This window comes from Nocardia heshunensis, assembly GCF_054782115.1.
The window spans coordinates 1,157,964-1,178,718 of sequence record NZ_BAAGTC010000009.1 but is presented as its reverse complement, the minus strand read 5'-3'; the positions used below and the strand labels follow the sequence as shown (position 1 = coordinate 1,178,718).

The 20,755-nt window shown below is 67.1% G+C and carries 22 protein-coding genes; 13 read left to right on the top strand and 9 right to left on the bottom strand.

The genetic code is table 11. The features are described 5' to 3' along the window. Positions 1 to 20 precede the first annotated feature (20 nt). A complete protein-coding gene (locus ACYVN4_RS33715; RefSeq protein WP_460726116.1) occupies positions 21 to 1,241 on the top strand; it encodes a PucR family transcriptional regulator in 1,221 nt (406 codons plus the stop codon). On the opposite strand, the gene ACYVN4_RS33710 is transcribed toward ACYVN4_RS33715, so the two are convergent. The 3 genes from ACYVN4_RS33710 to ACYVN4_RS33700 all read right to left on the bottom strand — a co-directional run bounded on the left by ACYVN4_RS33710 (position 1,192) and on the right by ACYVN4_RS33700 (position 4,403). Further along, positions 1,192 to 2,853, bottom strand: coding sequence for a hypothetical protein (locus tag ACYVN4_RS33710; protein WP_460726114.1), 1,662 nt, complete (start codon positions 2,851 to 2,853; stop codon positions 1,192 to 1,194). The genes ACYVN4_RS33715 and ACYVN4_RS33710 overlap by 50 nt on opposite strands. 105 nt (positions 2,854 to 2,958) lie before the next feature. Then, complete coding sequence (locus tag ACYVN4_RS33705; RefSeq protein ID WP_460726112.1) at positions 2,959 to 3,729, bottom strand: SDR family NAD(P)-dependent oxidoreductase; 771 nt, start codon at positions 3,727 to 3,729, stop codon at positions 2,959 to 2,961. Beyond that, on the bottom strand, positions 3,726 to 4,403 hold the full coding sequence (locus ACYVN4_RS33700; protein WP_460726110.1) for a VC0807 family protein: 678 nt from the start codon (positions 4,401 to 4,403) through the stop codon (positions 3,726 to 3,728). Before ACYVN4_RS33700 ends, ACYVN4_RS33705 begins: the two co-directional genes overlap by 4 nt. A 181-nt stretch (positions 4,404 to 4,584) precedes the next feature. Here ACYVN4_RS33700 and ACYVN4_RS33695 point away from each other — a divergent pair, with 181 nt between their 5' ends. The 5 genes from ACYVN4_RS33695 (at position 4,585) to ACYVN4_RS33675 (ending at position 10,431) form a co-directional block, all read left to right on the top strand. Next, entirely contained in the window at positions 4,585 to 6,465 is a 1,881-nt protein-coding gene (locus ACYVN4_RS33695) for a sensor histidine kinase (protein ID WP_460726108.1), read from the top strand. A 47-nt stretch (positions 6,466 to 6,512) separates the two neighbouring features. Then, positions 6,513 to 7,160, top strand: coding sequence for a response regulator transcription factor (locus ACYVN4_RS33690; protein WP_460726106.1), 648 nt, complete (start codon positions 6,513 to 6,515; stop codon positions 7,158 to 7,160). A 147-nt stretch (positions 7,161 to 7,307) separates the two neighbouring features. Then, positions 7,308 to 7,688, top strand: coding sequence for a hypothetical protein (locus tag ACYVN4_RS33685; protein WP_460726104.1), 381 nt, complete (start codon positions 7,308 to 7,310; stop codon positions 7,686 to 7,688). Between the two features lie 131 nt (positions 7,689 to 7,819). Beyond that, the gene (locus ACYVN4_RS33680; protein ID WP_460726102.1) at positions 7,820 to 8,851 is read left to right on the top strand and encodes a fatty acid desaturase family protein; all 1,032 of its coding nucleotides are present in this window, start codon (positions 7,820 to 7,822) and stop codon (positions 8,849 to 8,851) included. 125 nt (positions 8,852 to 8,976) lie between these two features. Next, complete coding sequence (locus ACYVN4_RS33675) at positions 8,977 to 10,431, top strand: NAD(P)/FAD-dependent oxidoreductase (protein WP_460726100.1); 1,455 nt, start codon at positions 8,977 to 8,979, stop codon at positions 10,429 to 10,431. Between the two features lie 72 nt (positions 10,432 to 10,503). Here ACYVN4_RS33675 and ACYVN4_RS33670 read toward each other — a convergent pair whose 3' ends face one another. After that, positions 10,504 to 10,818, bottom strand: coding sequence for a hypothetical protein (locus ACYVN4_RS33670; RefSeq protein ID WP_460726098.1), 315 nt, complete (start codon positions 10,816 to 10,818; stop codon positions 10,504 to 10,506). Positions 10,819 to 11,271: 453 nt separating this feature from the next. Between ACYVN4_RS33670 and ACYVN4_RS33665 the strand changes: the two genes are divergently transcribed. The 3 genes from ACYVN4_RS33665 to ACYVN4_RS33655 all read left to right on the top strand — a co-directional run bounded on the left by ACYVN4_RS33665 (position 11,272) and on the right by ACYVN4_RS33655 (position 13,557). Next, a complete protein-coding gene (locus tag ACYVN4_RS33665; RefSeq protein WP_460726096.1) occupies positions 11,272 to 11,580 on the top strand; it encodes a hypothetical protein in 309 nt (102 codons plus the stop codon). A gap of 74 nt (positions 11,581 to 11,654) precedes the next feature. Next, on the top strand, positions 11,655 to 12,281 hold the full coding sequence (locus tag ACYVN4_RS33660; protein WP_460726094.1) for a hypothetical protein: 627 nt from the start codon (positions 11,655 to 11,657) through the stop codon (positions 12,279 to 12,281). Positions 12,282 to 12,909: 628 nt separating this feature from the next. Next, entirely contained in the window at positions 12,910 to 13,557 is a 648-nt protein-coding gene (locus ACYVN4_RS33655) for a hypothetical protein (RefSeq protein ID WP_460726092.1), read from the top strand. A 104-nt stretch (positions 13,558 to 13,661) separates the two neighbouring features. Here the strand turns inward: ACYVN4_RS33655 and ACYVN4_RS33650 are convergent, their stop codons facing one another. Together ACYVN4_RS33650 and ACYVN4_RS33645 are read right to left on the bottom strand one after the other, a co-directional pair. Further along, complete coding sequence (locus tag ACYVN4_RS33650; protein ID WP_460726090.1) at positions 13,662 to 13,808, bottom strand: hypothetical protein; 147 nt, start codon at positions 13,806 to 13,808, stop codon at positions 13,662 to 13,664. Positions 13,809 to 13,891: 83 nt separating this feature from the next. Next, positions 13,892 to 14,932, bottom strand: coding sequence for an epoxide hydrolase family protein (locus ACYVN4_RS33645; RefSeq protein WP_460726088.1), 1,041 nt, complete (start codon positions 14,930 to 14,932; stop codon positions 13,892 to 13,894). A gap of 38 nt (positions 14,933 to 14,970) precedes the next feature. Here ACYVN4_RS33645 and ACYVN4_RS33640 point away from each other — a divergent pair, with 38 nt between their 5' ends. Beyond that, on the top strand, positions 14,971 to 15,531 hold the full coding sequence (locus ACYVN4_RS33640) for a TetR/AcrR family transcriptional regulator (protein WP_460726086.1): 561 nt from the start codon (positions 14,971 to 14,973) through the stop codon (positions 15,529 to 15,531). A 58-nt stretch (positions 15,532 to 15,589) separates the two neighbouring features. On the opposite strand, the gene ACYVN4_RS33635 is transcribed toward ACYVN4_RS33640, so the two are convergent. Both ACYVN4_RS33635 and ACYVN4_RS33630 read right to left on the bottom strand, forming a co-directional pair. Then, complete coding sequence (locus ACYVN4_RS33635) at positions 15,590 to 16,408, bottom strand: class I SAM-dependent methyltransferase (RefSeq protein WP_460726084.1); 819 nt, start codon at positions 16,406 to 16,408, stop codon at positions 15,590 to 15,592. A gap of 260 nt (positions 16,409 to 16,668) precedes the next feature. Beyond that, positions 16,669 to 17,139 carry a hypothetical protein gene (locus ACYVN4_RS33630; RefSeq protein WP_460726082.1) on the bottom strand — a complete coding sequence of 157 codons (471 nt, stop codon included), beginning with the start codon at positions 17,137 to 17,139 and terminating at the stop codon, positions 16,669 to 16,671. A 226-nt stretch (positions 17,140 to 17,365) separates the two neighbouring features. Here ACYVN4_RS33630 and ACYVN4_RS33625 point away from each other — a divergent pair, with 226 nt between their 5' ends. The 3 genes from ACYVN4_RS33625 (at position 17,366) to ACYVN4_RS33615 (ending at position 20,207) form a co-directional block, all read left to right on the top strand. Next, entirely contained in the window at positions 17,366 to 18,898 is a 1,533-nt protein-coding gene (locus ACYVN4_RS33625) for a carboxylesterase/lipase family protein (protein WP_460726080.1), read from the top strand. 119 nt (positions 18,899 to 19,017) lie between these two features. After that, positions 19,018 to 19,416 (top strand): hypothetical protein, encoded by a 399-nt coding sequence (locus ACYVN4_RS33620; RefSeq protein ID WP_460726078.1) that lies wholly within the window; start codon positions 19,018 to 19,020, stop codon positions 19,414 to 19,416. Between the two features lie 5 nt (positions 19,417 to 19,421). Next, positions 19,422 to 20,207 (top strand): TetR family transcriptional regulator, encoded by a 786-nt coding sequence (locus tag ACYVN4_RS33615; RefSeq protein ID WP_460726076.1) that lies wholly within the window; start codon positions 19,422 to 19,424, stop codon positions 20,205 to 20,207. Between the two features lie 73 nt (positions 20,208 to 20,280). Here the strand turns inward: ACYVN4_RS33615 and ACYVN4_RS33610 are convergent, their stop codons facing one another. Further along, a complete protein-coding gene (locus ACYVN4_RS33610) occupies positions 20,281 to 20,742 on the bottom strand; it encodes a dihydrofolate reductase (protein WP_460726074.1) in 462 nt (153 codons plus the stop codon). Positions 20,743 to 20,755: the final 13 nt, after the last annotated feature.

The window sequence follows — 20,755 nt, the reverse complement described above, 5'->3', positions numbered from 1 at the left end:
GGTGCCGGTAATCTGCGGAAATGTCCCGATCCACCCCGCCGGACGAGGTCGTCGAAGTAGCGGACATCCTGCTCGAACGCATCGACGATCTCGGACTCCGGCTGGCCGAGCGCTTCCTGGTCGAGCTCGACACCTACCGCAATGCGGCGCAGGTTCCCTTCGACAGCATCCGCACGTCGTGCACCCGCAATCTGACACTCATGCTGCGGCACTTCACCACCGACGCACCGGTGGACCCGCAACCACCGAAGGAGACGGGACGGCTGCGCGCGCAGCAGGGGGTGCCGTTGGCGGAAACCTTGCACGCCTTCCGGATCGGGTTCGAATTCCTGTGGTCGGAACTCGTCACCGAGTCCCGGCGCCACCCGCAGGTCACCGACGCGATGCTCGTTCCCCTCGCCGCAGACGTGTGGGCGCTGTCGGGTGAGTACGCGGTCGCCGTCGCGGCCGCCTACCGGGACATGACGGCGGAACTGGTGATGCAACGCGAACACGAGCGTTCGGTACTCGTGGAGGCGCTGTTCACCGGCATGATCGCGGACCCCGCCACGCTCGGCGAGGCCACTCGGATTCTCGGATTGCCGCCCACCGGACGGTATGTCGTCGTCGTGGCGGAGGCGCCGGCCACCGGCCGCGAGGCGCTGCCCGGAATCGAGGCCGCGCTGGGCGCCCAGCAGATCACCTCCGCCTGGCGATTGCTGCCGGAGCAGCAGATCGGGGTGCTGTGCCTGCCCGCCGCCCGAGAACCCGCCGCGCTCAACGCCTTACGCAAGCACCGCAGGCGGATCGGGGTCAGCCCGCCCTACGATGCGCTGCCCGAGACTCCGCAGGCGCTGCACTTCGCGCGGCTCGCGGTCGCCGGTCTGCGGGGTCGCGCGCACGGTGTGGCCCGCTTCGACGACGACCCGCTCGCCATGCTGATCGCGGCCGCTCCCGTGGAAGCCGAACGGATGGTGCGGGTTTCGCTGGGGCCACTGCTGGCGCTGCCGTTCGAGGAACGCGAACGACTGCTGGAAACCCTGCGCACCTGGTTCGCGGCAGCGGGTTCCGCCGCCGATGCCGGCAAACTGCTGTTCCTGCACCCGAATTCGGTGCGCTACCGGCTGCGCCGCATCGAGGAACTGACCAGCCGCTCGTTGAGCGATCCTCGCACCGTTGTCGAACTCGGTGCCGCGTTGCGGGTGCTGCCGGTCAGCGGGTCCGGTGCAGCACGATCGGGCCGCCGGGGAGCTGGAGGGTGAGGTCGGTGAGGGTGGCGGTCGCATTGAACTCGCGTAGTCCGGTGGTGCCGGTGAGGGTTTGGATGGCGGCGGCCAAGGCCGGGGGCTGGCTCGCGAGGCTGTCGAGGACGGGCTGAGGGACCTCGATCGCCGCGAGATAGGTGCGAGGGACGTCGGTGAGGCCGTCGGCGGCTCGGAGCAGTCGGAGGCTGTCGATCAGGTGCAGGCGCAGGTCCACGCACGTGTCGGCGGCGCACACGCGCAGCGGTGCGGGTGAGGCGGCGTAGTCGAAATCGGCGGTGGTCATGGACCATTGGGCCGGGTCGATGTAGCCGTAATCCATCCCGGACGGGGGTGCGAGGGTTTCGTCGGAGTGGTCGCCGGGGCGGTTGTCGAGTAGGTCGGCGGTCAGGTCCGCGCCGGTCGCTTCGAAATTCCAGTTCGCATCCGGATCAACGGGTTTGTGCCAGTAGCCGGTTCGGCCGCCGCTGCGGCCCTGCACCCGCAGTTCTCGATCCGGGGAGTCTCCGCCGGTCTGGTGGATGCTGATCGCCGAGGTGATCTCGCCGGGAATCTTGGGCTGGCGCACCCAGTCCGGTGCGGGCAGCTGGTTCGCGGCGTAGGCCTTGGGGCCGAAGAGGTTGTCGATCTCGGCGAGGCTCAGGTTGGGGGCGGAAGGCTTGCCGCGCTGGTCGGCGTAGGAGTAGCGGAAGAAGAGGTTGTCCGCACCGGACATGTCGAAATCCCAGAGCCGCGTGTACATGTCGCCGAATCGGTTGATCACCAGGGTGGTCGAGCCCGCCGAGCTGAGGTTGACCGCCTCGAATCGACCGCCCTTCGGGGTGGACATCTCGTAGGAGTAGTCGTCGGGCGCGCCGGGGTCGCCACCCGGGAGCCACGGATCCAGGATGGCGATCCGATTGCCCTGCGCGCTCAGCACATACGCCGTGGTGACACCCGCGCCGCCGACCGGTTGCCGGCTGTCGGACGTGTCGTTCCAGAAGCCGAACTGCTCCCAGAAGCCCGGCTGCAGCGACGGGATCAGCGTCGGAATCCGATTGTCCAGCCACGACAGACTCCACGCCCGCGAGCCCGCCCGCACCCGCTGCCCGAACGGGCTCTGCCAGATCGGCGCGCCGAATCGGGAAGTCCAGGCCCAGGTTTCGGGCCCGTGGGCGGCATTGCCCATGGTGTAGAGCCGACCGGTCGTGTCGGTGGCCATCAGCACATTGCCGTCGACCGAGACGGAGGTGAGCTTCCCGGCCAGGCAACCGGGCAGCCAGACCTGCCGCCACGGTTCGCCGCCGCCGGTCACGTAGAGGTTGCCCGCGTCGAGCGCGTAGGACCACTGGTTGTTGAAACCCTGCCGCTCGGTGCGCAGGTCGACCTGCCGCGGCAACCGCGCCTGGACCTCAGCGGCGGCCACGGCCAGCGGGCCGAGCCCGGCACCCGGGTTCGGCGCCGTGTAGAGCGACAGCGGCGGCCCGACCAGGCCCGGCAGCGCCAATTGAGTGCAGCTGTCCAGCGGGCCGTCCGCGTTCGCCGAGTCCGCCTGCGCCGGACCGGCGGCGGCGCAGGCGGCGATCAGTGCCAGTCCGAGCCGCAGCGCGTTGCGCACACCATTCACGGTCACCAGATCCTCGTTCGCTCGTCGCGCGGGATGAATCACTCAACGAAGTCAGGACCGTACTCGGTGGTCTGGGCCGACGGTGATATTCGCGGGCGCCGTGTCGCATTGTCACCGCGTGAATATCGGGGCGACCGGGCCAGTGCCGGCGCGGCTGAGTTCGATGGCGGGAAACGCGATGGGGGCCACCGGTTTCCCGCCCTGGACCTCCCACGCCTGGCCGGTCTCTCCACTGCGGACAACGTGTTCGACGGCGGCGGCGACCTCGTCGGGATGCGCGACGAAATATCCCTGATCGCGCAGGCGCGGTAGCCATTCCGTGGGGATCATGCCGGTCTCCACCACGCCCGGGCAGATTGCGTTCATGGTGACTCCGGCCTCCGACCACACCATGGCCAGTGACCGCACGAAACCGATGATGGCGTGTTTGCTCGCGGAGTAGGCCGGGTCGAACGGGGTGGGCGCGACACCTGCGAGGCTGGAGGTGACCACGATCGCGCCGCCACCGGAGGAGATGAGCGCCGGGAGGGCGGCGCGAATGCCGAAGAGGGTGCCGTCGACATTGATCGCCATGACCCGGCGATAGCGTTCGAGGTCGAAATCGTCTCCCGCGCCGCCCGCCCCACCGGCTCCCGCATTGAGGTGCACGAGGGTGAGGCGACCGAATTCGGCCAGCGCGACTTCGACCGCGGCCCGATTGTCGTCCTCACTGGAGACATCCGTGACCACGAAGGTCGCGCCGGTCTCGGCCGCCACCGCCAGGCCCGCGGCCTCGTCGAGATCGGCGATCACCACCTTCGCTCCGGCGGCGGCATAGCGGCGGGCCACCGCCGCGCCGATACCGTTCGCGCCACCGGTCACCAAAACAACGTCGTTGCTCACTGCAGCTCCAATCCGGCTTCGGCGGCGACCTTGGCGCGGGTGCGCGAATTGCGCACGGCGCGAAGGCTGGACACCTCGAGCACCACGAACACCACTACGTACTGCAGGCCGTTGATCAGCGGCACCTGGTCGACCGGCAGCGTGTAGGCGAGCACCACCCGCACCACCGCGTCCGCGACCAGCCCGACACCCCAGATGAGTGAGGCCAGCCGCACCGCACGGCGGAAGGTGGCCGAGCGCGCCCAGCTGATCTCGATGCGCTCGCGTGCGGCGCCCGTCGTCATCGCCCGCGCCATCTGCAGATAGAACGGTGTCCGCAGCAGGGTCGCGCACAGGCCGAGCCCGATGATGCCGGTCACCCAGCCGTCCTTGGCCAGCACGAACCGGGGGCTGCCGGTCAGGAACGAGACCGCCACGCTGATCGCCAGGATGCCGATCGTGAACAGCGCCAACGCATCCACGCGCCGCCGGGTCGCGATGGTCCACGCGGTGTAGGCGGTCGGCGGGATCACGCCGAGCGTGACGGCCGCCCACTGATCGACGCCGCCCGCCCGCAATCCGTAGAACAGCGCGACGGGGGCGACCACATTGATGGCGAGATTCGCGAGCGCGGCCCGCCGCGGATCCGGTACCGCTTCTTGTGTCGCGGCCGGGGCCGCGGTCGACAGATGCATGACATTCCCTCCGAAACTCACGGAAACTGCTGGTAGAACCAAAATTACGAGACCGGGGCGCGCGGGGACATCCGCTTGGCACCCCGGCGGGGTGGGGCTGGCCCCACCCCCTGACCCGGGTGTTGAGGGCACTCCTTCTCGCATCGCGGTAGGCCAGACTGGAACCGACGAGGAGGTGGGAGTGTCCCGGCTGTACACCGGAACCCGGGCGATCGGACGCGGACTGGCGTGGTGCGTGCTCGCACCCGTGCAGTTGGCGGCCTTCCTCGCGCAGGCGGCCGCGATCGTCGCCGCCTGCGTCGGGCTGATCTTCCTGTTCCCGCCGATCGTCGAGCGGGTGCGCGCATTGGCGGCACTGGCGCGCCGGCTGTCGGCGAAATGGTCCGCGGTGCCGATCGATTCGCCCTACCGACCCGAACCGGAGGTGGCCGTGCGCGGCGCCGACGAGCGCTTCCACGCCCCGGACGGCACCGCCTATCCCACCCGGCGCACCGCCGTGTTCGGGACGCGCTCACGCTGGGTATGGACGGATCCGGCGACCTGGCGCGATCTGCTGTGGATGCTCACCGACCCGTTCGTGGGCGGCACGCTGGCGGCGTTCCCGGCCTTCATGATCGGGGCCGGGCTGGCGTTGCTGTGGTGGCGGCCGTGGTCGTGGCCCGCCGCGCTGGGTGTGGTGAGCATCGTGCTGGGCTGGGTGATCGCACCGACCATGCTTGTGCTGCACGGTTATTGGACGCGGCTCCTGCTGGCACCGGCGTCGGCGGCCGCCCTCGCGCGCGCCGAGCGCCTGCGGCGGCGTTTCGGGGCGGGCGTGCTGGCGGTGTTCCGTTGCCTCGTGCTGGGTGTGCTGTCGCTGCTGGCCGCGCCGCTGCTGGCGGTCTGCTTCGTGTCGCTGCTGTTCACCGGTCCGGTGGTGGCGATGTGGGTGCTGGCATGGGCGCGCTGGCTGCCGAACCTGTTCCGGCGCTTGGGCATCGACTGGTCCGGCGCGGAGCTGCCGCGGCCCTATCTGTCCACGCCGCGGCTCGACGTGGTGGACCGGGACCCGCGCGCGAGCTGGTGGGCCGGGTTCGCCGGTCAGGCCCGCGCCATGTGGTTCGATCCGGCGACGTGGCGGGATCTGGGGTGGCTGGCCTGCCAACCGGTGGCCGGGCTGCCGCTGTTCCTCCCGGCCGCGCTGATCGGCTACGGCGTCTGGGGGCTGTTCTTACCGGTGCTGGAATCGCCTCTGGGCGAGACGGTTTCGCCGTGGTACGGCGAGGTGGCGGGCTCGAGCTTGGCCGCGGTGGTGGTCGGGCCGCTGCTGGTGGCGCTCGGTCTGGCGCTCGCGCCGGGTCTGCTGCCGCGACACGGTCGCTGGCTGCGCGTGCTGTTGCGACCGACCGACCGGTCCCGCCTGGTGGTCGAGCGCGCACAACTGGCAGCCCGGGTCGAGCGGCTGACCGAGACCCGCACCGCCGCCACCGATACCCTGACCGCCGAATTGCGTCGCATCGAACGCGACCTGCACGACGGCGCGCAGGCGCGGATGGTGGCGGTCGGCATGACGCTGGGCGCGGTCGAAGCCCTCATCGATCGGGATCCGGAAGCGGCGAAAGCGCTGGTGGCGCAGGCGCGTACGGCCTCGGCCGCGGCGCTGGCGGAGCTGCGCGGGCTGGTGCGCGGCATCCATCCGCCCGTGCTGGCCGAACGCGGACTCGTCGACGCGGTGCGGGCGCTGGCTCTCGACTGCCCGATCGAGGTGCGGGTCGAGGCCCGGCTGGACGCGCCGGTCGCGTCGCCGCTGGAGTCGGCGCTCTACTTCACCATTGCCGAACTGCTCACCAACGCGGTCCGGCACTCCGGGGCCGACCGGGTCGAGGTGGAGCTGGCCGGGGACGCCGCGCTACTGCGAATCAGTGTGCGCGACAATGGTTCCGGCGGCGCCGACCCGGCGCTGGGGAGCGGGCTGCGGGGGATCGAACATCGTCTGAGCAGCTTCGACGGGCAGGTATCGGTGGCGAGTCCGCCGGGCGGGCCGACGGTCGTCAGGGTCGAAATACCGCTCACCGTGGACTGATTACGCGCGATAACCTGGTGCGCGACGACCTCGACCCGGGAGCAGCCGTGCGCATTGTCCTCGCCGAGGACCTCTTCCTTCTCCGTGACGGCATGACGCATCTGCTGACCGCGCACGGGTTCGAGGTGGTCGCGGCGGTCGCCACCGGGCCCGAACTGCAGCGGGCATTGCGCGACACCGAACTCGATGTGGCGCTGGTGGATGTGCGGCTGCCGCCGACCTTCACCGACGAGGGCTTGCAAGCGGCGCTCGCGGCCCGCCGGGAGCGACCGGGGCTGCCGGTCCTGGTGTTGTCGCAGCACGTCGAACAGCTCTACGCGCGGGAACTGCTGGCCGACGGCACCGGCGCGATCGGTTACCTGCTCAAGGACCGGGTGTTCAATGCCGAGCAGTTCGTCGATGCGATCCGACGGGTCGCGGCGGGTGGCACCGTGATGGATCCCGAGGTGATCGCGAAGCTGCTGGCCAGCACTCCGCGCAACGAGCCGCTCGGCACACTCTCACCGCGGGAGCGGGAAGTGCTGGGCCTCATGGCCGAAGGCTGCTCCAATGCCGCCATCGCGGGACGCCTGTTCGTCAGTGAGGGCGCGGTGGGAAAGCACACCGCCAATATCTTCACCAAGCTCGCGCTCACCCAATCCGACGACACCAACCGCCGCGTCCTGGCAGTGCTGGCGTTCCTACACGGGCGTTGAGGGTCGATTGTGCAAATCCCCATCCGACCCTTCGAAGATTCGTGATCTGCCACATTTCACACCGGCCGGTCTCGGATAGCTTTGACGCACCAGGAGAATTCACGCTGGACCGAGCGACCGGCCGCCGTCCAGAGGGAGATTGCACCGATGAAAGGTCTCGACACTTCGACGGTGCGAGCAGAGTGGCGCGACATCCTCGGTGAGGTGTACGCGGACGCCGAGACCTTCGTGATCCTCAAGCACGGGCGGCCCGAAGCCGTCCTGCTCTCCCAACGGGCCTGGACACAGGGCTGTCGCGTGCTGCCGGTGCCCGACGCGGACCGCCGGTACCGCGCGTCGTCCGATGTCCGCAGCGGTCTGCGCTCGGTCCGGTCCGCGGCGGTGCAGCGCGGCGAGCACACCCTGATCCAGCGACTCTACGGTCCGCTGTTCAAAGACCCTGCGGCCCTGACGATCGCCGCGGTAGTCTCCCCCTACTCCTGGGTCCGCCGAGCCTTGCCGGAACTGGGGGAATTCCCCACCGCGTGAAAGCGTCACACAGATGTGTTGCCGGACAGTGCGTTCGTTCACCTACTGGTGGGGCTGACGAGACATGCTCGCGGAGGGACCGCTGACGACCACGAGCACAGGATGGGCAGAACCCCTTGGTGATCGAAACAATGCGACAGCGGGCGACGCCCGGCCCCGCCGGGGCGGTACCGGCCCGCGGCAGTGAGTACTCGGTCCTGCTGCGGCGGGTGCGCGAGGCGGGCCTGCTCGACCGGCGGACGCGGTTCTACGGCTGGCGAACCGCGCTCACCGCAACGGCTTTCGTCGGCGGCTGGGCGGCATTGTGGCTGATCGGGAACTCGTGGTGGGCGCTGATCGCTGCGGCCTTCCTCGCGGCGGTGTTCGCGCAACTGGCGTTCCTCGGGCATGACGCCGGGCACCAGCAGATCTTCGCGACCAAGCAAGCCAACCAGTGGTACGGGCTGGTGGTCGGCAATCTCGCGACCGGCGTGAGCATCGGCTGGTGGACCAGCAATCACAACCGGCACCACGCGCACCCCAACACCGAGGGCGCCGACCCCGACATCGAAGGCGTGCTGGCGCACTCCGGCGCCCGGGCGAGGATTGCAAAAGGCTGGCGGCGCTTCATCTTCCGCCACCAGGCCCGGCTGTTCTTCCCGCTGCTGCTGCTCGAGGCGGGCAGCCTGCACTTCGCGAGCGTGCGCGCGGTCCTGACCTGGCCCATCCCCCACCGCATCCGCGAGGGCATAGCACTGTCGGCCCACGCCATCCTCTACCTGAGCGCAGTCTTCCTCATCCTCTCCCCCGTCAAGGCGCTGGTCTTCATCGCCGTCCAACAGGGCCTGTTCGGCTTCTACATGGGCTGCACCTTCGCCCCCAACCACAAAGGCATGGCCGTTCTCCCCGAGAACGACCGCACCGACTTCCTCCGCCGCCAGGTCCTCACCTCCCGCAACGTCCGAGGCGGCCTCCTCACCGACGCCGCCCTAGGTGGCCTCAACTACCAAATCGAACACCACCTCTTCCCCTCCATGCCCCGCCCCAACCTCCGCACCGCCCAACCCCTCGTCCAAGCCTTCTGCACCGAAATAGGCGTCCCCTACGCCGAAACCACCCTCCTCGACTCCTACACCCAAGCCCTCCGCCACCTCGACAGCGTCGGCCGCCAAACCCGCTCGTAAATCGTTTTACCGCAACCAAGCGGGAGCGTTTTTGGGCGAAATCGGGTGCCTACGTGGAGAAATGTCTTTCGAACCCCGACGGAGAAGGTGGCGCGGATACTGGGTGGGAGCCCGGAGGAGGCGTCATGGATCTTCAGGCACCCGTGTGCGTGGTGGGCGCTGGACAGAGCGGGATCCTCGTGGCGGCGAAGTTGCGGGAGCTGGGGTTCGAGCGGGTCGATGTGTTCGAGGCGCGGCCGCGGATCGGGGGTTACTGCGAGACCGCGACAGTGGCGGGTGAGGTGTACGACTTCCAGGCGCACCTGGTGATTCAGCAGGACTTCGGGGCGGGGTTCGCGGGGACGGCGATCCACGGATTGCTGGAGCGGCATCCGGTCGAGACACAAACCGAGGCTTTGTATTTCGTGGGGCGATCGCGGTCGGGGAAGCCCCGGATAGGTGTGCCACCACATTTCGTGCCCCTGTTCGCGGCCTTGACGCCGGAACAGGTGGCGGATCAGATCTCCGAGGCGTGGACGATTATCGAAGGGGCGGTACGGGATCGGCGCGGGCCGGGAATGAACGGGCTGGCCTTCGACCGCCGAGCCGGGGAGACGTGGGAGACATATCGGGCCCGACACGCACCGCTGGTGGGGGAAGTACTGCAGGGGCTGACCCTGTACGCGAATATGCGGCGGCCGCGGCAGCCGGCCGAGAGCGTCATCAACATCAATGCGCATATCTCGGGGCACGTCTCGCAGCTGGCGAAAATGATGCTGTCGGCGTATCCGGGACAGCGGGAGTCCCTACTGAAACGCCTACCTGAATCACTTGTCGCACAGATGAATTCACCCTTGCCGGTCACTCTCAGCTTCCGGCGGGGATTTATCGATCTCCTCCGGCGCATCGTCGCGGACAATCGAATCGAGGTGATGGTCGACGCTCCGGTGACGCAGATCGAGTCGCTCGGCGCGGAAGGTGTGCGCGTCAGTTATCGACACGCCGGAGTGGCGTGCGCCGCGCTGTACTCCCAGGTGGTGATCACGACGCGGCCCACGCAGATCCGGGAGATGTTCCAGGGCGGGGAGATACGGGAACTCTTCGATGAGCGGAACTGCCCGCGCGCCTGGACACGCAGTTACCTCATCCGAGTTCGCAACGAGCTCATCACGTTCCCTCGCGGAGTCGATGACCCCGAACCGCTGGGCTTCTGGGTGATCGACCCGTACGGGAGCTACACCGACACCGATCCGGAGCAAGCCCTGCATCGGATCACCGCGGCCAATAAGCAGCACCCAGGGCCCTACTGGGTGTGCTTCAGCAATTCGGACAGATCGGTGTCCGACGCGCGCGCCTGGGACCTGGCGAAGGAGAGCCTCTTCCTGTTCGAGGACCCGGAACTGATCACGGAGACCATCGCCGAATGGCCCGCGTATCCGAGCGCCGCGGCCATCCGCGAAGGCTGGCTCGACCGGGTGGAGGCCATACAGGGCCGCGACGGCATCTACTTCGCCGGGGAGATTCTATCCGGGCCAACCATCGAGTGCATCAGTTCCTTTGTACAGGAGGCAATTCCGCAGTGGTGCGGCCCTGGGAACTGACAGCCGAAGTTGCAGTTGAGAAGGTTCATTCCGACCGCAGGGCCGGAGGTCCTGCGAGTCTCGCGTCCGCAATCACAGGGGAAGCTCACCCACGATGCGGGCACCGTTGTCGAAGACGAGAGTCAGTACCTCATCCTTCGTTTGTGCAGTAGCCAGTCGGCATCGCAACAGACCCAGGACTGGCCCTGCCGTGCGGGGGTCGCCCTCGGGGCGGACATCCCATTCCTTGCCCTCAGCGTCGGTGAAGTGGAAATCGTTGAGATCCACATAGGGATCGCCGTCAGCGCGTGGGACCGAGTCGAACAGAACGATGCGCACCCAGCCGCTCCAGACCCACACCTGCTCAACTTCCAAGCCGGACAATCCCGCAAACCAATCTGCAACCACGATCGGCAGCGTACTGGCGACCAGCGCGTTCCGGACGCTCGAGCATGGCCGCCGATCCCACACCCTCCCAACAATACCGACGTCGTCATCACCAACACCGGACCATATCTCATCGCTGAGTGGCACATCCTGGAGGCGCTTCGCCTGTCTTGTCCTCCATTTTGTGCCACTCGGCATTCGGCAATGCCGGACACCGCCGGCGCCTGAGACGATCTCGGCTCGTTGGTCTTCCGGACTGCCGCGCTGGCCGGTTCGGTCAGCGCGGTCCGCGGCAGAAGGGGACGTTCGGCCGTCCGCCAGCAGCACGACTCGTAGAAGGTGCGGCGCGCCGAGTTCGATTGCAGGACGGTCATTCCCGTAGCGGCCACAGGCTGCGCCTGGTGTCGAGTTCGTTGTACTGTTCCGGCGGTGCTTTCGAGTGCTGTCTTATCCGTCCGAAAGAATGGATTTGCCGTGACCCCTCCTCAGCCCACCGAGCCGGGCCCGGCGGCGCACGACGACGATCCTTTGGTTCCCATCCCGATTCCTGCGCTCATGGCCCTGCTGATCCGTCGGGAAGACGACAAGGGTGAGGCTTTGACAGAGGACGAGGCCCTCGACGTACGCGATAAGGCCCTCTGCATGATGCTGCCACTGTCGGCGCAGCGAGCGGTGGATCGGTCGCGTGGATACCGCGACATCGATCCGGACAACCTCTGGCAGGAATGGTGCGCTTACAAATCCGGTCAGGACCCCTTCATCCTCGCCGACGATCACCTCTGATTGCGCTCCACCGGCACCTTCGGCGGACTTGAGAGTATGTCCCCAAATGCGGTTGCGTACCGACGGTCTTGTTTTTGACCCAGATCATGAATGCGCTGGAATCGGCATTCGGGATGTTGAAATGTCATGTGGCCGGCACAACGTCGATTGGGCTTGGCCTAGGCGGACGTCTGACGCTGGTCGCACAGGCCTCGCCGCACCTGCCCCCGCCCCAAGGGCTTCCGTGGATCGCGGACAGCGGCAATAGCGCGGGGTTCGTATCGGTGGCATGTGTGACGCTCGCCCTGACCGGCGCGTCCGCAACAGCACACGCGGACGAGACCGCCTGGCTCTCACTGCAACCCGGCGATTGCGCCAATGGCTTCACCGTCGCAGACATCGGCAACGAAACAGGATGGGCCTCATTGATGCCCTGCATCGCCCCACACGACGCCGAGGTCGTTGCGAGAATCAACTACTACGGGGAACCGTGGCCCGGTGAGGCCGAGATCTTGGGCCGAGCCTGGACCGCATGCTCGGACCCCGTGCCACGACTGGTCAACAACCGCATCTTCCGAATGACCTGGTCGGCGATCTACCCCAACACCGAACAATGGTGGGACACCAACCCCGCAATCGTCTGTACCGTCGTCGACGCCGGCGGCGGCAAGCTGATCGGCGGCTTTGTCGGGCAACCGCAGATTCCCCTGGTTGGCTTCTAGAGGCAAAGATGCCACAGTTTCAACCCTCGGAATGCATTGCTGACAGCCAGCTTTGGGGTGAGCGGATGGGACTCGATTAAAGCTATGAGGTTTACGTTCAACGGAATTCCGCACGTGCGCTGTTGGAGACGGTCAGGGCGAGTACGTTCTCCAGGCCTACCGAAACCACCGCTTCGACTCGGCAACTACAGTTGGAACCTCGATGGAAGCGGAACCTCCACTTGCCACGCCCTCGGTGGAAAACCACCGCCATATCGGGGTTTACGCAGGTAACGACTAGAACATCGCGGCGGAAGGTGAGAAGCCAGCGGCCGTCCTCCTAGGTCGTGCCGTACAGCGGCATATCGAGTCCCCGCACCACCCGATTCCGCACCTGCATCGCCGTGAAGTGCGCGAACCCCGCGAACATCCCTCCAAAGGCTCATCGACGCGTCGGCTCCCACGTAGCAGAACCGGGCTCGGCGTTCCATCGCGCCGCAATGGACCATGAAGTCGTTTGGGCGGCACCGGAATCGGTTCGGCCCGGACCTTCTCCGGCGTGCCGGAGTGTGTGAAACGATCGTACGTAATATCGGTGGTGGAATTCCTGCCGGAGCAGTGGCGGCGGGTTGTGGATGAAAGGATCCCGATGACCACCGAGACCACCGAAGACACCCGCCAGGCGGAGACCCCGCAGGCGCCGATGACCCGGGCCGATCAGTTACGGGCGGTGGTGACGCTGGTCAAAGCGGGTGGATTGAAGCCGCTGGCTATCTACCTGTACGGCGAGCGGAAGAAGGCCGCCAAGAACACCATGTACCAGTACGTCGGCAAGGGGGTCATGGCGGGAACCGCCGCCCTGCACCGCGCCATGCTGCCCGTGGCGACCGCACCCGGCGACGGGCCGGTGCGCGACCGGCTGATCGAACTGCTCGACCGCCAGGCCGAGGTCATCTACGCCGCACCGGTGCGCAAGGTGGCCCTGACCTGGCTCGCCGGAGGTACCCCGGTCGATATGACTGCGCCGCTGAGCAAGGCCGACATGTTCAGGCTGGCACTGAATTACCACTACCGGCAGCCGTTCGAGGAGTTGTTCGCGACCGAGGAAGGCCGTGCGGTGCTCGGTACGGACAATGTGCCCGCGGTGGTCGCGCAACTGGTCGGCCCGATCGCCTACGGCCGACTGGTCGGGGCCGCCCACACCACCCACGACGACCACGTTCGCATCGTCGACGAGTTCCTGGCCGCGCACCGCCAGCCGGAGGCCGACTCTGCCGCCGTGGCTACGGAGTCTTGACACAAGTTAGATCCAGCTGGAACCACAGGAAGCGGCCGGTCATCGCAGGCGTTGCGATGACCGGCCGCTTTGATCCGGTCACGGTGGCGCGCACAGGGTTTCGATTACTCCTCGATCGGGGTCGCCGCCCGGAAGACTGCGTAGTCGTGTGCCATCGGCAACGGGGGGTTCTCGACCGCCGCGGCAGCATTGTCGATCACCGGGTTCGACCAGACAGGCATGTACTGCCGATGATCCAGATCTTCGCTCATGCTTTCGATCATGCCCGATTCGCCCGCGCCGCGGGTACGGCCACGCCAGATGAGCCCCTCGATCATTACGTTTCGGCGGAGTGTCACTCCCCCAGTTGGACCGCTCGGCGTAGGTCGGCCGCGTACGCCTCGGGCTGTTCCCACGCTGCGAAGTGGCCGCCCGCAGGGTGTTCCACGTAATCGCGGATGTTCAGGAACGCCTCGGCGTAGCTTCGGGGTTCCGGTTTGATGTCGCGCGGGAAGACGGAAAGCACTGTCGGCGTGTCGATCCGGTCGGGGAGAGTGGCCGGTTCGGCGTAGGTGGCGAACGAGGTGCCGATCGTGCCGGTGGCCCAGTAGGCGGTGACCCAGGTGAGCAGTTCGTCCTCGGTGAAAGCCGAATCATCGGACCAGGACTCGAGTTTCTCGACGATCCAGGCCGCGAGGCCCGCGGGCGAGTCACCGAGCGCGACGGCGAGAGTGTTCGGCCGCGTCGACTGTTCGGCGATGTATCCACCCTCCGTTCGAAACCAGTGCGCCGCCCGGTCGAGGTAGGCCACCGCGTCGGGCGCGAGCCGCGTGCGATCCGCCGTGAGCGCACGCAGTGGGGCAATGTTCGTGAGGTGCAGGGCGGCAACCCGGTCCGGGTGTTGTGCCGCAAGGATTTCCGCGACGGTGCCACCTACGTCGCCCCCGGACACTGTGTAGCGCGCGTAACCGAGTTCGGCCACTGCGTCCGCGATAATCTCGGCGATCCGGTCGACCGGCATGCCCGAACCGTCGAGCGGGACCGCGAACGGGAAGCCCGGCAGTGCGGGAACCACCACGTTCATATCCGCAAGCAACGGCAGGACGCGCTCGAACCGCAGCACCGAGTCGGGCCAGCCGTGCAGGAGTACGACGACCGGGGCGCCGGGCGACACGGACCGCCGGTGGATCACCCGCAGCGCGGCATCCCCCGCTTGCACTGTCACCCAAGGCAACTCGGCGATGCGGCGCTCGTGCGCACTCCAGTCGTATCCGTTCACCCAGCGTTCGAGCAGTTCGTCGAGGCGAGTTCCGGTGATGCCCCGCTGCTCGTCGGCACTCCACGGCGTCGTGACACGCCGCGTCCGCTGCAGTCGTTCCCGTAGGTCATCGATCATGTGTATCAGCGTACACATGAATGTGTATGCTGATACACATGACTTTGCGTAACGCGGCCGCCACCAAACAGCGGATCCTGGAGCATGCGCAACGCCAGTTCGCGCAGAACGGATATGCGGCGACCACCGTCAAGGGGGTTGCCGATGCGGCCGGTGTGTCACCCAACCTCATCACCCGCTACTTCGGTGGCAAGGAGGGCGTCTTCCTGGCGGCGACCCGGGTGGAGATCCCGGTCTCGAATTCCTTCGACGGCGACCGTTCCGAGTTGGGTTCGCGCCTCGCGGCGAGCATCGTCGAGCGCTGGTTCGGTGTGCCCGAAGAGGATCCGCTGCTCGTGCTGCTGCGCGCGTCCGGCGAACGCCCGGAAGCGGCGGAGGCGCTTGCCGGGTTCCTCGACACCAATTCGCTGGAACCGCTGTACCACTACCTGCGCGACAGCGGCCTGGACGACGGCGAAGCCCGCGCGCGAGCCGCGGCGATCGACGCCTTCGTCCTGGGCGTATCGGCTCGCCGACGGGTTCTGCGTTCGGAACTCGGCGACCCCGCTGAACTCCAGACTTGGCTGAGCACCACCATCCAGCGCCTCACCGACGGGTGATCCGAGAGATTCCAACACCCAGTCTCGGGCGGAGTTACCGGGCGCAGGCTGCGGTCGCTCAGATGACGCGGGCGGCCACCAAGGTCTCGAAGGTGTAGGGCCGCAGCCCATCGGTGCGGTCGGCGAAGTAGCGCTGTTGGAGGTCTGCGCGGGTGGGATGGTCCATGACCTTCAGCCCGCACCGGCTGATCAGCCGCTCGATCTCGGATACCGGCCAGCCGGGTTGAAGAGGCTCGCCGACAGCAGCTGCGATCGGCGTGTAGATGCGGGCGAATTCCGTCCCCGCCGCGTCGAGCGCACTGTCCTCGGCTCGGTAGGAGAACACCACCTCGGACCCGGGAGCGGCCGCCGCGATCGTATGCAGCGTCGACTCGATCGCCTGGGCCGTCAGATAGGGGGCGACGCCCGTCCAGCTGAACATCGCCGGCTGCGTCCAGTCGAAACCGGCCGGGCCCAGAGCATCCGCAACCGGTCCGGCCTCGAAATCGACCGGCACGAATACCTGCGAGTCGCTGAGCGGTAGGCCGAGCTCCCCGACCCGCTCGAGCTTCCATGCCTGGGAGGCAGGGTGATCAACCTCGAACAGCGTGAGCGAGCCGAGTAGATCCGGCCTCCGCCACGCGAACGAGTCGAGCCCCGCACCGAGAATCACGTACTGCGGGAAGGCACCGGCAGCGAGCCGATCCTCGGCGTACCGGCTGCGGGTGCAGACGGCCGCGCGGGATTCGCGACGGACACGGTCGGGGAACAGCGGATCGAACCGGTCTCGCAACTGCTGCCACACCGGACCGACCAGCGCCAGGGCCAGCACATCGTCCAGCACCCACGGCGACGCGTTCTCCAGGCGAAACAATCCACGCGACACAGCCGCAAACATCGCCGTCCTGCTCGGAGCGCTTTCCATGCATTCCTCCTCGCCGACCAGAACCCGGCATGTCCGACCGCTCGTCCACTCTGCGCACTTCACAGGATGCGCCTGAAGCGCCCCGACGGCCATAGCCAGATCGCCTGTCCACCACGATCTGCCACCGTCGAGATACTCCAAAACCCATGCACGCCAGCATCACAGCCGCCGGTAAGAAGGCTGACCTTGCGGATAGGTCGAAGCCGTTGCTGCGGAACGGCGTTCGATTTCGGTCAGAGTTGGGTGTGTCCGGAGCCGCCGAGGATGATCAGGGGCATCAACAGGGTGCCGAGGATTTCGTTGCCGGTGCATTGGGCCGAGGCGCTGGAGCTGCCCGTTGGCTGGCTGCCGCATTGCTGCACCGTCATGGACTTCGTTGACGAGCCCTGGGTGGCGGTGAGGCTGTAGATGCCTTCGGGAAGCTTTGAGCGATAGACGTATTGGATGGTTCCGGTGCCGGCGGTGGATCCGGCTTGCGGGGTGAAGGTGCCGACGTTCTGTCCGTCCAAGGTGATCGTCACCGGTGCGAGGGCGTCGGCGCCGCTGGTGGCTACCAGGATCGTGCAGGTATTGCCTGCCCCTTCGCATCCGCCGATGCCGGTCTCGACCTGCGTCAGATTCACATTGTCGACCGTGGCCGACGCCGTGGCCGCCGCGACGACCGGTACCGCCAGCGCGGCCACGGTGACGGCGGCCCAACTCATTTGCCTCATCTGTACTTTCCCGTTGGAGTAGTCGTTGCGCACCCGAGTGCGGCTCCGACGGTAACTGCGTAGCGAGGCCCCGCGCGTACAAATTGAAAAGCTCATACTTCAATATGTCGCTGGGGGGTGCGCGGCACCGACTGCGTGTCCGGGGCCGAGTGGGCGCCTGGTCTGCGAGTCTTGGGGTGATCGACGAACCCCATTGCCGGAGAACGGAGTCTCTCCCGTGACCGATGATGTACTGCTGGTCGATACCGCGGCGGGAACGATCGCGGGATGCCACCCGCCGGCTGGGGGTCGCCTGTTCGCAGGCATTCCTTTCGCGGCCGCACCGGTGGATGAGTTGCGATGGCGGCCGCCGCAGCCGCCCGAGCCCTGGCAGGGTGTGCGGCCCGCCGACCGTTTCCGCGCCGCACCGGCGCAGGGCGCCTCGCCGAATGTGCCGGGGGCGAGCCCGAAGTCGACCTTCCCGACCTTCCCGACCGCGGAGATCACCGAGACCTCCGAGGATTGCCTGTACCTCAACGTGTGGGTTCCGGCCGGAACGGGAGATGGGCCGCGGCCGGTCATCGTGTGGATCTACGGGGGTGGATTCGAGGCAGGCTCGGCCGCACCCCCGTACAGCGACGGCGAGGCACTGGCCCGGCAGACCGGTGCCGTCGTGGTGGCCGCGAACTATCGACTCGGGGCGTTCGGGTTCCTGCACCTCGCCGATCTGGGCACTCGATGGGCCGGGTCCACCAACCTCGCCGTGCAGGATCAGGTGGCCGCACTGCGCTGGGTGGCCGCGAATATCCGGGCTTTCGGCGGTGATCCGGGCAATGTCACCGTGGCCGGTCAGTCCGCGGGCGCGTTTTCCATCGGCACGCTGCTGGCCGTCCCGGCCGCGGCCGGGTTGTTCGCCAAGGCGATCCTGCACAGCGGCAGCACCTCCCGGATCCTCGACCGGAGTCTTGCGAACGCGATGACCGAAAGCCTGCTCGCCGCACTACGACTCGACGACCCCGAGGACCTGATGCAGGTCCCCACGCAAGACGTCTTGGATGCGCAGACGATCATCGCGAGTACCGACATCGGCAGCCGCAACCTGCCCGGCGGGCGCGTGTGGGGCGTCGTGCTCGACGGTGTCGTGCTGCCGCGTGACCCGCTGCGGGCCGTCGCCGACGGTGCGGTCGCGCATATTCCGTTGCTCATCGGCACGACCCACGACGAGATACGACTGTTCCAGCGACTCGCCGGGGACGCCTTCCGCCCGGCAGACCGCGCGGCTTTGCTCGCGGAGATGCGGCGAGCCGGAATCACCGAACCGGACGAACTCCTGCACGCCTACAGCTCTCGCGTTCCGCAGTCCGATGATCTGGCCGATCTGCGCAGCATGTTCCTCACCGATGCGGTGTATCGAATGCCGGCCGTCGACCTCGCTCGGGCTCAGACCGCTGCGGGCGGGCGTGCCTACCATCATTTGCTGTCGGCCGAACCGTGCGGCCCGGACATGGGTGCGTTCCACGGCGCCGACCTCCTCTACCTGTTCGACAAGCTTGCCCTCGTCGATGCCGCTCGCCCGGAACACCTCGCCGTGCGCGATCTGCTCGTCGGCGGGTGGACCGACTTCGCCGCATCCGGGGCTCCGCCCTGGCCGGTGTACACCCCTGACAAGGGGGCCAATTCCCGCGCGATCACCGCGCCACCGATTGTCGATTCGATGATCACCGAGCCGCCGGACGACATCGCGCGCCTGTGGCCACTCTCCCCGATCTGAAGACTGCGCTGCGGTCACAGCTCAGACCGGTGGCCGTGCGCGGCGTCACACTTGAACATGTTCAACAAGCCGCCTAGCCTCACAGTTGAACACGTTCAAATAATCGAGGAGCTGGGACAATGAACTTCGTCGTCATCACATACGCGGCCTACGCGACCATCAGCCTGGCAGTCACATTCTGGGTGGCGCGCACCCTGCATCGCACCGGCGCGCTGTTTCTGGTCGACGTCATGAACGGCGACAGCGAACTCGCCGAAGTCGTGAATCACCTGCTGGTCATCGGATTCTGGCTCGTCAATGCGGGCTTCGTCGCGGTGGCGCTGCGCATCAGCGGCCCGGTCGTCGATACCCGCGCCGCCATCGAGGAACTCGCCATGAAACTGGGCATGGTGCTGCTGGTGCTCGGTGGCATGCACTTCGCAAACCTGATCGCCCTGAACAAGATCCGCCGCAGCCGCCACCAGGAGCAGCAGACCACGGTCGATCCGTTTCCGGTCGACGCGGCCACGCTAGCCTGACCCGCATGACCCGCCCCGAGCCCGCGACCGCGCGCGGCGAGGAAACTCGCCAGCAGATCATCGACGCCGCCCTGCGTCTGTTCGAGCAGAACGGCTACACGAAGACCACCATGCGCGCGATCGCGAGCGAAGCCGGTGTCAGCGTCGGCAACGCCTACTACTACTTCAAGTCCAAAGAGCATTTGGTTCAGGGCTTCTACCAGCACATCCAGGATCTGCACGCACAGCAGCTCGAGCAGACCACCCGCGGCGACTCACTCGCCGCCCGCTGGCAGACGATGGAGCTGGCCTTCGTCGATATCGCCGGCCCTTACCACGAGTTCGGCGGCAAGTTCTTCGCCAGCGCCGCCGAACCCACCAGCCCGCTGAGTCCTTTCAGCGACGAAAGCCAGCCCGCCCGTGCGGCTTCCACCGCCATCATGCGCGACCTGGTCATCGGCAACGACGTCAAGGGTGACAAGCGGCTGCTGGCCGAGCTGCCGAATCTGTTGTGGCTGGCCCACATGGGCGTGGTCCTGTTCTGGGTCCACGACCGCAGCCCCGACCAGGAACGCACCCGGTTGCTGATTCGCCGGGTGGCCCCGCTCGTCGAACGGATCGTCGCGCTGTCGAGACTTCGTCCCCTGCGTCCCGTCCTCTACCCGGCCCTGGATCTCATCGACGACCTCGGTAAGTTCACCAACGGCACCCCCACCACCAACTTCACCCCCGGCGCACCCCACGACGGCTCCATCATCGACCACCTCACCGAACGAAAAACCTCGAACTATCCACCCGCAGAACCCCTTTGACACCATCCCGGCCGATTCCGATCCCCGCGTTTCTGCAACGACGTTGAACGGCGAACACGCCATAGCGGGCAGTTCAGTGCGTTCGGTAGGTGACCCAGTTGTAGCCGGCGCACTGCACGCGTTCCGTTTCGGTCCAGCGGTTCGGATCGATCACAGGGAAATAGACATCACCGTCGAGGACTGACTCGATCTCTGTAATCTCCAGGCGATCGGCGTGACCGATGAGCTGGGAGTAGAGCTCACCACCACCGAAACAGATGACTTCACCGTCGCCTGCGGCCGCCATCGCCTCGTCGATCGACCCCATGACCGTGACACCGTCTGGCACCCAGTTGTTCTGGCGGGTAACGACAATGGTGCGTCGATCAGGCAGCGGCCGTCCGATGGATTCGAAGGTGCGCCGCCCCATCACCAGCACCTTGCCGAGCGTCATGCGTTTGACCCGCTGTAGATCATCCCGGTCGCGCCATGCCAGATCCCCGCCGCGGCCGATCACGCCGTTCTGGGCCACCGATGCAATGAGCGTCAACGTCACACCCACATCATGC